At 71.6% G+C, this 11,931-nt stretch carries 10 protein-coding genes and 1 tRNA gene; 9 read left to right on the top strand and 2 right to left on the bottom strand.

All coding sequences use genetic code 11. From position 1 onward, the window contains the following. Positions 1 to 7 precede the first annotated feature (7 nt). Complete coding sequence (locus EDF19_RS10280; protein ID WP_123680800.1) at positions 8 to 1,336, top strand: NAD(P)/FAD-dependent oxidoreductase; 1,329 nt, start codon at positions 8 to 10, stop codon at positions 1,334 to 1,336. A 394-nt stretch (positions 1,337 to 1,730) separates the two neighbouring features. On the opposite strand, the gene EDF19_RS10285 is transcribed toward EDF19_RS10280, so the two are convergent. Continuing rightward, a tRNA-Leu gene (locus tag EDF19_RS10285) sits at positions 1,731 to 1,816 on the bottom strand. A gap of 161 nt (positions 1,817 to 1,977) precedes the next feature. Here EDF19_RS10285 and EDF19_RS10290 point away from each other — a divergent pair. The 3 genes from EDF19_RS10290 (at position 1,978) to mshC (ending at position 5,452) form a co-directional block, all read left to right on the top strand. Further along, on the top strand, positions 1,978 to 3,294 hold the full coding sequence (locus EDF19_RS10290) for a M20/M25/M40 family metallo-hydrolase (RefSeq protein WP_123680801.1): 1,317 nt from the start codon (positions 1,978 to 1,980) through the stop codon (positions 3,292 to 3,294). A gap of 86 nt (positions 3,295 to 3,380) precedes the next feature. Next, positions 3,381 to 4,211, top strand: a complete 831-nt coding sequence (locus EDF19_RS10295) for an undecaprenyl-diphosphate phosphatase (protein WP_123680802.1) — start codon at positions 3,381 to 3,383, stop codon at positions 4,209 to 4,211. Then, entirely contained in the window at positions 4,208 to 5,452 is a 1,245-nt protein-coding gene (mshC, locus tag EDF19_RS10300) for a cysteine--1-D-myo-inosityl 2-amino-2-deoxy-alpha-D-glucopyranoside ligase (protein WP_123680803.1), read from the top strand. Before EDF19_RS10295 ends, mshC begins: the two co-directional genes overlap by 4 nt. Positions 5,453 to 5,811: 359 nt before the next feature. Here mshC and EDF19_RS10305 read toward each other — a convergent pair whose 3' ends face one another. Next, complete coding sequence (locus EDF19_RS10305) at positions 5,812 to 6,735, bottom strand: proteasome assembly chaperone family protein (RefSeq protein WP_123680804.1); 924 nt, start codon at positions 6,733 to 6,735, stop codon at positions 5,812 to 5,814. A 252-nt stretch (positions 6,736 to 6,987) separates the two neighbouring features. On the opposite strand from EDF19_RS10305, the gene EDF19_RS10310 reads away from it, so the two are divergent. The 5 genes from EDF19_RS10310 to EDF19_RS10330 all read left to right on the top strand — a co-directional run bounded on the left by EDF19_RS10310 (position 6,988) and on the right by EDF19_RS10330 (position 11,898). Next, positions 6,988 to 7,755: an HAD family phosphatase gene (locus EDF19_RS10310; protein ID WP_260217086.1), complete on the top strand. Its 768-nt coding sequence runs from the start codon at positions 6,988 to 6,990 to the stop codon at positions 7,753 to 7,755. Next, positions 7,752 to 8,819 carry a tRNA (adenine-N1)-methyltransferase gene (locus tag EDF19_RS10315; protein ID WP_123680805.1) on the top strand — a complete coding sequence of 356 codons (1,068 nt, stop codon included), beginning with the start codon at positions 7,752 to 7,754 and terminating at the stop codon, positions 8,817 to 8,819. Before EDF19_RS10310 ends, EDF19_RS10315 begins: the two co-directional genes overlap by 4 nt. Before the next feature lie 43 nt (positions 8,820 to 8,862). Then, on the top strand, positions 8,863 to 9,786 hold the full coding sequence (locus EDF19_RS10320) for an FKBP-type peptidyl-prolyl cis-trans isomerase (protein WP_123680806.1): 924 nt from the start codon (positions 8,863 to 8,865) through the stop codon (positions 9,784 to 9,786). A 71-nt stretch (positions 9,787 to 9,857) separates the two neighbouring features. Further along, entirely contained in the window at positions 9,858 to 10,919 is a 1,062-nt protein-coding gene (locus EDF19_RS10325; RefSeq protein WP_123680807.1) for a YafY family protein, read from the top strand. Further along, positions 10,912 to 11,898, top strand: coding sequence for a YafY family protein (locus EDF19_RS10330; RefSeq protein ID WP_123680808.1), 987 nt, complete (start codon positions 10,912 to 10,914; stop codon positions 11,896 to 11,898). Before EDF19_RS10325 ends, EDF19_RS10330 begins: the two co-directional genes overlap by 8 nt. Positions 11,899 to 11,931 lie beyond the last annotated feature (33 nt).

Consider the following 11,931-nt stretch of genomic DNA (forward strand, 5'->3'; position numbering starts at 1 on the left):
CGGAGGAATGGCAGACTCGATCCCTCACGTCCTCGTCCTCGGCGGCGGCTCCGCTGGCTACACCACCGTCAAGCAGCTCCAGAAGCACGCGGCAACCGTGCCCATGCGCATCACGCTGGTGGACCAGAACACCTACTACACGTACCTGCCGTTCCTGCCCGAGGTCGCCGGCGGCCACATCGCGCCGAAGGACGTCACGGTCGAGCTGCGCCGTGCGCTCCGCAAGACCCGGGTGATCCAGGGCAAGGTCACCGGGATCTCCTCGGCCGACAAGACGGTCTCCATCGCGACCGCCGGTGGCGACGACCGCACCCTCGGCTACGACCAGCTCGTCGTCGCCCTCGGCTCGGTGACCCGCACGTTCCCGACCCCCGGCCTCGACGAGTACGGCGTCGGCTTCAAGAGCGTCGAAGAGGCCGCGTACGTCCGTGCGAAGCTCCTCGACAACATCGCGAAGGCTGCGGCCACCCGCGACGAGGACGAGCGTCGCCGCCTGCTCACCAGCGTCTTCGTCGGCGGTGGCTACACCGGCGTCGAAGCCATCGGTGAGCTCTTCGACGTGTCGCAGGCCGCCATCAAGACCTACCCGTCGCTCGCCGGCGAGCAGCCGCGCTGGATCCTCATCGACGCGCTCGACCGCGTCGCGCCCGAGGTCGGCCCTGAGCTGTCGAAGTGGACCCTCGAGTCCCTCCGCGCCCGTGGCATCGACGTCCGCCTCAAGACCACCATGCCGAGCGCCGAGGGCGGCATCGTCAAGTTCTCCGACGGCGACGAGATCCCGACCGGCCTGCTCGTCTGGACCGCCGGCGTGAAGCCGAACCCGCTCCTCGACGCCTCCGACCTGCCGCGCGGGCCGAAGGGCCACCTCGCCGCGAACGCGAAGCTGCAGGTCGAGGCCGAGGACACCCACGAGGTCGTCCCCGGCGTCTGGGGCCTCGGCGACGTCGCGCAGGTGCCCGACCTGACCGCCGAGAAGCAGCCGGCGTTCTACCCGCCGAACGCGCAGAACGCCGTGCGTCAGGCCGTCGTCGTGGCCGACAACATCGTCGCGACGATCACGGGCAAGCCGCTCGAGGAGTACCGCCACCCCTCGATCGGCACCGTCGCCTCGTACGGTGTCGCCAAGGGTGCCGCGAACATCAAGGGCATCAAGATGACGAACCTGTTCGCCTGGCTCGCCCACCGTGCGTACCACGTGTACGCGATGCCGACGCTGAACCGCAAGGCGCGCATCATCATCGGTTGGGTCACCGGTGCCGTCTCGGGTCGTGACGCGACCTCGCTCATCAAGGAGACGGACCCGCGCCGCAACTTCGTCGAGGCGTCGAAGAGCTAGACGCGACCACCTGACGGACGGGAGGCGCGGTGCCAGCTGGCACCGCGCCTCCCGTCCGTTCGTCGGTCGCGTCCGGCGGGCCGAACACGCGGTCTGCGACGTTCCACGCGTCGATCACGGCGTGTTCTGTCGGAATCCGCGTGCTCGGGCCCCCGTCCTCGAGGCGGGCGGGACGCGTGTGTCGGAGTGGTGCCGTGCCTCCAAGCCGTGAGGCTCCATGCGTGCGCACGTTCCGACGTTCCACCTGTCGATCGACGCGTGGTCTGTCGCATGCCTCGTGCGCGACCGTGCAACGACGCGGCGGGTCGCCCTCGGCGCAGCGATTACGGCACTCGGCGGGAGGAGCAACAGAAAATGCCCCCGGGCCGAAAGGCCAGGGGGCATTCATCTTCTGTGTCCGAGGGGGGACTTGAACCCCCACGCCCTAATACGGGCACTAGCACCTCAAGCTAGCGCGTCTACCAATTCCGCCACCCGGACAGGGTGTCTGGTGTCTGTTTCCCGGGTTTTCCCCGGCTTTCCTGCCGAGAGAAGACACTAGCACGGGTCTGAACACGCGATGAACACGGCCGTGCATCCCGGGCGAGTCCCGCGGTGACGCGGGCGTCGGGGGCGTCGGTGCCGACCGGTAGCGTGGAGCCATGACGAACCCGGAGGCGACGGTGACCGACCTCGAGGCCACCGCTGCGATCGCCCGTGACCTCATCCGCATCGACACGACGAACTGGGGCGAGGGCAAGTCCCGCGGCGAGACCGAGGCGGCGCACTACGTCGAGGACAAGCTCCGTGCGCTGGGTCTCGAGCCGCAGCTGTTCGAGTCCGAGCCGGACCGGGTGAGTGTCGTCGCCCGGGTCCCGGGGCGGAACCGCGACAAGCCGGCGCTGGTGGTCCACGGTCACCTCGACGTCGTCCCGGCGGATCCGGCGAACTGGACCGTCGACCCGTTCGGCGGCGTGGTGAAGGACGGGTCGCTGTGGGGCCGCGGCGCCGTGGACATGAAGAACATGGACGCGATGATGCTCACGTCCCTGGCGGACGTCATCGAGCAGCAGGGTGCGCCGGAGCGTGACCTCGTCATCGCGTACTTCGCCGACGAAGAAGCCGGGGGAGTCCTCGGCTCGCACCACGTCGTCGAGCACCACCCCGAGGTCTTCGCGGGGGCGAGTGCGGCGATCAGTGAGGTCGGCGGGTACTCGATCACCCTCGGCGACCGGCGGGCGTACCTGCTGCAGACCGGCGAGAAGGCCCTGATGTGGATCAAGCTCGTCGCCCGCGGTACGGCGGCGCACGGTTCGCACGTCATCCGCGACAACGCCCTGACGAAGCTGGCGGCGGCCGTCGCCCGCATCGGGAGCGAGGAGTGGCCGGTCCGGCTCTCCGCGACGACCGACGCGATGGTGGCCGAGGTCGCCCGGTTCCTCGGGGTCGACCCGACGGTGACCGGCCCGGACGAGGTCGCGCTGGCCACCGGGTCCGCGTCGCGGTTCATCCACGCGGCGCTGCACACCACGTCGAACCCGACGGTGCTCACCGCCGGCTACAAGCACAACGTGATCCCGGACACGGCCGAGGCGCTCGTGGACATCCGCTGCCTGCCCGGCGACGAGGAATCGGTGCTGGCCCGCGTGCGGGAGCTCGCCGGCGACGAGGTCGAGGTGGTGATGTCGTTCCGCGACATCGGTCTCGAGCAGGACTTCGGCGGCCCGCTGGTGGATGCCGTCCGGGACGTCCTCGGGCGGCACGACCCCGGTGCGCCGGTGCTGCCGTACCTGCTCTCCGGCGGGACGGACAACAAGGCGTTGTCGACCCTCGGCATCGCGGGCTACGGCTTCGTGCCTCTGCAGCTGCCGGCCGGTGTGGACTTCCCGGCGATGTTCCACGGCGTGGACGAGCGTGTGCCGCTCGACTCGCTCGCCTTCGGTCGGCGTGTGCTCGGGGACCTGCTCGGTTCGTACTGATATACTGCCTGGTCGCCTCCGGCGGCCACGTCGCCGAACGGCCACGACCACGACCACGACCGAGCCCGCTCCGAAAGGCCGCGCCAGTGCACATCCTCGAGGCCATCTTCCTCGGCTTCGTGCAGGGACTCACCGAGTTCCTGCCCGTCTCCTCCAGCGCCCACCTGCGGATCGTCGGGCTGTTCCTGCCCGACGCGAAGGACCCCGGCGCAGCGTTCACCGCGGTGACCCAGCTCGGCACCGAGACCGCCGTGCTCATCTACTTCTGGCGCGACATCACCCGGATCATCGGCCGGTGGTTCCGGTCGCTGTTCCGCCGCGACGTGCCGAAGGGCGACCCGGACGTGCGGCTCGGCTGGCTCGTGATCATCGGCACGATCCCGATCGGCATCGCCGGGCTCCTGCTCAAGGACTCCATCGAGACCACGTTCCGCTCGCTGTGGATCGTCGCGATCGTCCTCATCGTCTTCGGCATCGTGCTCGGTGTGCTCGACGTGGTGGGGCGCAAGGAGCGCCGGATCGAGCACATGACGTTCGGCGGCGGCATCCTGATCGGCATCGCGCAGGTCCTCGCGCTCGTCCCCGGCGTCTCGCGGTCCGGCGCCACGGTGTCGATGGGCCTCGCGCTCGGCTACACCCGCCCGGCGGCGGCCCGGTTCGCGTTCCTGCTCGCCGTGCCCGCGGTGTTCCTGTCCGGTCTGTACGAGGCCGCGACGAGCCTCGGTGACCACGGAGCGCCGTTCGGACTCGCCGACACGCTCATCGCGACGGTGGTGGCGTTCCTCGTCGGCTTCGTCGTGATCGCGGCGTTCATGAACTACATCAGCAAGCGCAGCTTCATGCCGTTCGTCGTTTACCGCATCGCACTCGGTATCGTTCTCATCGTGTTGTTGTCGCTCGGAGTGATCCAGCCGTGAGGGCCTGGGAGGCCCCGTTCGTTCCCGACGTCGCCGGCGCCGCGCCGCGCCCCGTCGTGCACGACACCGCCACCGGCAAGCCGGTCGACCCGACCCGGGGCGAGGAACGCGCAGCGCTGTACGTCTGCGGGATCACGCCGTACGACGCCACCCACCTCGGCCACGCGGCCACCTACCTGGCGTTCGACACGCTCGGGCGCGCCTGGCGCGACGCCGGCCTCGACGTCGAGTACGCGCAGAACGTCACCGACGTCGACGACCCGCTGCTCGAGCGTGCCGCCCGCGACGGGGTCGACTGGCGTGAGCTCGCCGCCTCGCAGGTGGACCTGTTCCGCCGTGACATGGAGTCGCTCCGCATCCTGCCGCCCGACGACTTCGTGGCCGTCACCGAGGACGTCGACCGCATCGCCGAGGCCGTCTCGTTCCTGCAGGAGACCGGGTACGCCTACGAGGTGCCGACGCCGGACTCCGAGGGCGACGACCTGTACTTCGACGTGAACCGTCCCACCGAGGCGTGGACACTCGGTGACGAGAGCCGCCTCGACCGCGAGACGATGCTGACCCTCGCTGCTGAGCGTGGCGGGGACCCGGAGCGTCCGGGCAAGCGCGACCCCCTCGACCCGCTGCTCTGGCGCGCAGCCCGCGAGGGCGAACCGAGCTGGGACACCGAGATCGGCCCCGGCCGTCCGGGTTGGCACATCGAGTGCAGCGTCATCGCCGGCGACCGCCTCGGTCTGCCGATCAGCGTGCAGGGTGGCGGCAGCGACCTCGTCTTCCCGCACCACGAGATGAGCGCCGGGCATGCTGCTGCGCTGGCGCACCAGCCCCTCGCGAACGCGTTCGTGCACACGGGGATGATCGCCTACCAGGGCACGAAGATCTCGAAGTCGCTCGGCAACCTCGTCACCGTACGGGGGCTGCTCGACGACGGCGCCGACCCCCGTGCGATCCGGCTCGCGCTCCTGTCGCACAAGTACTCCGACGACTGGGAGTGGTTCGACGCCGAGCTGACGAGTGCGACGACGCGGCTCGCCACGTGGGATGCCTGGGCCTCCGGGGAGTCCGCCGGGCACGCCGACGACGCGGCCGACGTCGCAGCACGGATCCGCGCGCGGGTCTCCGACGACCTCGACACGCCCGGTGCCGTCGCGGCCGTGGACACCGCGATCGCCGGCGGGACGGCGTGCACGGCCGAGCTCGCCGACCTCATCGACGCGCTGCTCGGCATCCGGCTCGCCTGACCTGCGCGGCCGCGACACGTCGGGTGCGTGCCGCCGAGGGGTCAGGAACTGTCGCTCGGGCGGGCAGTAGCCGACAGTTCGCGACCACTCGCCGGACGTGAGCGGGGTGTCCTGACCGTTCGCGGCCGCCGGACGGGAGGCCCGTGGCGGGCCTGCCCCGTGCCTCCCGTCCGCCGTGTGGTCGCGACACGTCACGTGCGTGCCGTCCACCGGTCGCGAACTGTCGCCGAGGCGGTCGGCAACAGACAGTTCGTGACCACTCGCCGGACGTGAGCGGGGTGTCCTGACCGTTCGCGGCCGCCGGACAGGAGGGACGGTGCCAGCCGACACCGTCCCTCCTGTCCGTCAGCGGGTGACGGCTACTGCTGGGGCCGCCAGGGCCCCTCGCCCCCGGCGGTCCCGCCGTCCTTGCCGTCCTTGTGCTCGCGGCGGCGCAGGTACTGCTCGAACTCCTGGGCGATGGCGTCGCCGGAGGCCTCCGGGGAGTCCACGGTGTCGCGGGCCTGCTCGAGCTGCCCGATGTAGGACGCCATGTCCTCGTCGTCGGCGGCGAGGGCGTCGATGCCCTCTTCCCACTCGGTGGCGTCGTCGAGCAGCGAGCCGCGCGGCACCGTGACGTCGGTGAGCTCCTCGATCTTGTCGAGCAGCGAGAGCGTGGCCTTCGGCGACGGCGAGTTGTGCACGTAGTGCGGGACCGAGGCCCAGAGCGACAGGGTGGTCAGTCCGGCCTTGTCCATCGCGTCGGCGAGGACCCCGAGGATGCCGGTCGGCCCCTCGTACGAGGACTTGTCGACGTCGAAGGCCGCACGGACCCCGGCGTTCTCGCTCGACACGAACACCGAGATCGGACGGGTGTGCGGGACGTCGGCGAGCATCGCCCCGACGAAGACGACGGCGTCGATCGAGTAGACGTCGGCCAGGTCGATGATCTCGGCGCAGAAGCCGCGCCAGGTGCGGGACGGCTCCGGTCCGACGAGCACGAAGACGTCGCGCTCCGACGGGGACCCGGCCGCACCGATGACCGGACGGCCCTCGGCGCCGGGTCCGTGCAGGACGATCCGCGGCCACTGCACCCCGCGGGCACCGGTCTCGTCCGAGCCCATCGTGGGTCGGTTGAACTGGTAGTCGACGTACCGCTCGCCGTCGAGTTCGCGCAGCTCGTCGAGCTCGAGCGACTCGACGATGCGCCGGGCGAGGCCACTGGCGGCTTCGCCGGCGTCGTTCCAGCCCTCGAAGGCGACGACGAGCAACCGGCCGTCGCTGAAGGGGGAGTGCTGTGGCACGGAGCGGACCTCCTGGTGGTGGAGCGGAGCGGAGCGGGGCGGGGACGTGGAGCCCCCGGCCGGACACGATTCAGGCATCCACTGTAGGCCCAGGGCCCCGCGCGCACGCGCCCGTCCGCGACCAGCGGAACGCAACGCAGGCACCGGCGCAGGCGGCGTGCGCCCGCGGCGGGACGCAACGCACGCGCGACTTCGCGGGCGGCCGTGCGCCCCGCCGCGCCCCGTCGGACGCCGCCGGTAGACTCGTCGCCCGTGACCGCGCATCCCCTGGCCCTCGTCCCGCCCGCAGCCGTGCTGTGGGACATGGACGGCACGATCATCGACACCGAGCCCATCTGGCAGCGTTCCCAGGTCGAACTGACGACCAGGTACGGCGCGGAGTGGACCCACGAGGACGGCCTGTCACTGGTCGGCAGCGGACTCGAGCGCTCCGGCGAGCTGCTGCGCGACAAGGGCGTCGACATGGAGGTCGAGGAGATCATCCAGTGGATGACCGACTACGTGATGGAGCACCTGCGCGCCGGTGAGCTGCCGTGGCGACCGGGTGCGCGTGAGCTCGTCGAGGAACTCCATGCCCGCGGCATCCCCACCGCGCTCGTCACGATGTCCCGTCGCAAGATGGCGCTCGTCGCCGCCGAGGCCCTGGGCGAGCGCGGGTTCCGCGTCGTCGTGGCCGGCGACGACGTCGACCGTCCGAAGCCGTTCCCGGACGCCTACCTGTCCGCCGCCGCGCAGCTCGGCGTCGAGCCGACCGCGTGCGTCGCCATCGAGGACTCCGCGACCGGCGTCGCGTCGGCCGTCGCCTCCGGTGCCGTCACCGTGGCCGTCGAGCACATCGTGCCGCTCTCCGAGATCGCCGGCGGCGACGTGCACCTGACCACCCTGTCGGGTGTGGACGTCGACCGTCTGGTCGAGTTGACGGGACCGGCCCTCGCCGCCCGCAGCGCAGCTCCGACAGACCTGCCTGGAGGCGCGGCTGACGTCGCGTCGACCGCTTCCGCCGAAGGGTACGCACGATGACCGACGCTCTGCCGCACACCGCTGGTGGCGCTCCGCACACCCCACCCCGCGGCCCGTTCCGGGCCGGTGACCGCGTGCAGCTCACCGGTCCGAAGGGCAAGCTCACGACGCTGTCGCTCGAGACCGCGGGGGAGTACCACACCCACCGTGGGGTCCTGCGGCACGACGACGTGATCGGCCAGCCGGACGGCTCCGTCATCCGCGCGAGCACCGGCGACGAGTACCTGGCGCTCCGTCCGCTCCTCAACGACTACGTGATGTCGATGCCCCGCGGCGCGGCGATCGTCTACCCGAAGGACGCCGCCCAGATCGTGGCCTTCGCGGACGTCTTCCCCGGCGCCCGCGTGGTCGAGGCCGGTGTCGGGTCCGGTGCGCTGTCGCTGTTCCTGCTGCGGGCGATCGGCCCGACCGGTCAGCTGCAGTCGTTCGAACGTCGCGAGGAGTTCGCCGCGATCGCCCAGGGCAACGTCGGCACCTTCCTCGGCGCCGTCCCGGACAACTGGTCGGTGACGGTCGGCGACCTCGTCGAGTCGTTGCCGGACGCCGTCGACGAGCAGAGCGTCGACCGTGTCGTCCTCGACATGCTCGCACCGTGGGAGTGCGTCGACGCCGCAGCCGATGCCCTCGTGCCCGGCGGCCTCATCGTCTGCTACGTCGCGACGGTCACCCAGCTGTCACGCACCGCCGAGGCGCTCCGCGACACCGGCCGCTTCACCGACCCGATGCCGAGCGAGACCCTGGTCCGCACCTGGCACGTCGAGGGCCTCGCGGTCCGCCCGGACCACCGCATGGTCGGGCACACCGGGTTCCTCATCACGGCCCGGCGCCTGGCCGACGGCACGGTGCTGCCGAACCTGAAGCGCCGTGCCGGCAAGGTCGAGTTCTCGGACGAGGACATCGAGGCGTGGACCCCCGGTGCCGTCGGTGAGCGTGCGACGAGCGACAAGAAACTCCGCAAGGTCGCCAGGCAGTCAGCAGCCCAGGCGCGGAAGGTCGCAGCGGCCGAGGCGTCGTCGGCGTCGGCTGCCGGTGACGCGTCCGAGCCGGCCGACGGCGAACGGTAGGCTGGCGGTCGTGCCCGTCCTGCATCGAACGGAAAGAGGGTCCGTGCGCACCATCCCCGCACTCCTGGTCACCATCGGTCTCGTGGCGTCGCTCACGGCGTGCGCCTCGAACGGCGCCGGCACCACCCCCTCGAGCTGCGCGGCACCCGGTGCCGCGTCCGAGGCCGTGACGGCCACCGGCGCGTTCGGCAAGGAGCCCAAGGTGTCCGTGCCGAGCGGCCTCACCACGAAGGGCACGCAGGTCTCGGTCCTGAAGCAGGGCGACGGCCGCACGATCGACGACGGCACCCCGGTCCTGATCGAGTACACGCTCGTCGACGGAGCCACCGGCGAGGTCGCGCAAACCAGCGGCTACTCCGGTGCGACCGCGCCGATCACCGCCGGTGCGAGCAACTACGGCGCGCTCGGCGCCTCGCTCGAGTGCGCCCAGGTCGGCGACCGCCTCGCGGTGGCACTGCCGAAGAGCGCGCTCAGCAGCTCGTCGGGCACCACCACCGACACCGGGTCCTCGAAGAAGACCGAAGACGCCGTCGTCGCGGTCATCGACGTGAAGCGCGCGTTCGACGCCCGTGCCACCGGCACCCCGCAGCTCGCGGGCGACGGGATGCCCGCGGTCGTGCTGGCCCCGTCGGGTGCCCCCGGCATCACGATCCCGTCGTGGGACGCACCGAAGTCGAACGAGACGCACCTGCTCCGCAAGGGCTCGGGCCGTGAGCTCACCGCGAAGGACACCGCGGTCATCAAGTACACCGCCGTCACCTGGGGTGCTGACGCGTCCGTCGCCGGCTCGAGCTGGACCGACGGCTCCGGCGCCCAGACCGTGCCGCTCGCGAAGGGCCAGGTCGACGAGGGCGTCCGGAACGCCATCGTCGGACACCACGTCGGCGACCAGGTCCTCGCCGTCGTGAACCAGCAGGGCACCGCCTACGCGTACGTCATCGACGTCCTCGGAGCGATGTCGAGCTGACCCCGGCAGACCGTCCACCGACCGCGGCGCGGGTGCACTCCGGTGCACCCGCGCTGCCGTAGGATCGGCTCGTGCCAGCGACCCGTGTGCCCCGCGTGCCCGCCGAGGAGCGGTTGTTCAGCCTCGTGCTCGCGCTGCTCTCGACGGAGTCCGGGCTGACCAAGGCCGAGATCCTGACCAACGTGCAGGGCTACCGGCAGCGGTTCACGCCCGGTGGCGACAACGCCTCGCTCGAGCGCCAGTTCGAACGCGACAAGGACGACGTCCGCGAGCTCGGCATCCCGCTCGAGACGATCGAGACGCCTGGTGCTGCCGGCAACAACCAGACGCTCCGCTACCGGATCCCGAAGGGCGAGTACGACCTGCCCGTCGACGTCCGCTTCACGCCGGACGAGTCCGCACTGCTCTCCCTGGCAGCGATGGCCTGGCGCGAGGGCGCACTGTCGGCCGACTCGCGCCGGGGGCTGCTCAAGGTGCGCTCCGCCGGCTCCGAGGACGACGACGGCGCCCTGCAGCTCGGTGTCGACGCGTACGCTCCGCGGCTCCGTGCCCGTGACGCCGCCTTCGAGCCGCTCCGGTCCGCGCTCGACCGCGGTGCCGCCGTCCGGTTCGACTACATCACCCCCGGTCAGCACGAGGCCCGTCGCCGTGCCGTCGCCCCGCTCGCGCTGGTGCAGCACGGTGGCCGCTGGATGCTCGCCGCCCACGAGTTCGCGACGGGTTCGGACAAGAACTACCTGCTGTCCCGGATCGTCGGGCCCGTCGCCCAGTACGAGGTCGGACAGCACACCGCGCCGGTCGGAGCGGGGGAGCGCACCCTCGCCGAGCTCGAGCGGATCTGGGCCGGTCGGACCGCCCGCATCGCCGTGACGCCCGGCTCGGACGCCGAACGCCGGCTCGCCCGCCGCCGTGACACCGAGACGGACGCGGACGGTGCCCTCGTGCTGCACCACGTCGACCCGCAGATCCTGGCAGAGGAACTGGCCGCCTTCGGCCCCGAGGTCCGCGTGCTCGAGCCGGAGGACCTCCGGGTCCGTGTCGAGGAGCGCCTCCGGGCCCTGGTCCGGGACCACTCGGACGCCGACGTTCTCGTCGGCGGCTCCGGCGCCGGAGAGGAGCCCGACCGTGGCTGACGCCCAACCGCTGCAAGCGCAGGACAAGCTCGCGTTCCTGCTCTCGCTCGTGCCGTACCTGATCGACCGCGAGCGGGTCTCCGTCGCCGAGGCTGCCCGCCACTTCGGCGTGCCGGAGAGCCGCATCCGCCGCGCCGTGGAACTCATCGCCGTCTCCGGCGTCCCCGGCGAGACGATGCAGTACCAGCACGGTGACCTGTTCGACATCGCGTGGGACGACTTCGACCAGAACGACATGATCGTGCTGACGAACCTGGTCGCGATCGACGACTCGCCCCGGCTCTCCGCCCGCGAGGCCTCCGCGCTCATCGCCGGGCTGCAGTACCTGTCCGCGCTCCCCGAGGCCGCCGACCGCGACGCGATCCGCGCGCTGATGGCGAAGCTCTCCCGCGGTGCCGGTGGTGCCGCGTCCACGGTGGCGGTCGGGCAGGACCTGCACGACGTCGCCCTCGCCACGATCCGCCGGGCGATGGCCGACGGCCGCGGGCTCTCGTTCGAGTACGCCGGCCCGCGCACCCAGGGCGGCACCCGGAGCGTCGACCCCCTGCGGGTCGAGTCGATCGACACCGACTGGTACCTGCGGGCGTGGGACCTCGACCGGCAGGCGCTCCGGACGTTCCGGCTCGACCGGATGTCCGGTGTCCGGGTCGACGAGCGCGCGGCGGAGAAGTCCGTCGACCAGGTCGTGATCCCCGACACGCTGTTCCAGCAGTCCAGCGAGGACGTCATCGTCACGGTCGAACTCGACTCCTCGTCCCTGCCGCTCGTCGCCGACTTCCTCGCCGACACGGCCGACGCTCCCGACGGTGACGGCCGGGTCCGCATCCGGCTCGCCGCGTCGAACGGGTTCGACGGGGTCGTCCGGCTCGTCGCGGGGCTGCCGGGCCGCGCGGTCGTGCTCGACCCGCCGGCAGCACGGGCTGCGGTCCGCGACTTCGCCGCCACAGCGCTGGAACTCGCGGCGGGCTCCGCGGGCTGACGCCGCCGCATGTGCGTTCGCACGGAGCGCGCC

The sequence above is a fragment of the Curtobacterium sp. PhB115 genome, from assembly GCF_003752025.1.
GTDB lineage: Bacteria > Actinomycetota > Actinomycetes > Actinomycetales > Microbacteriaceae > Curtobacterium.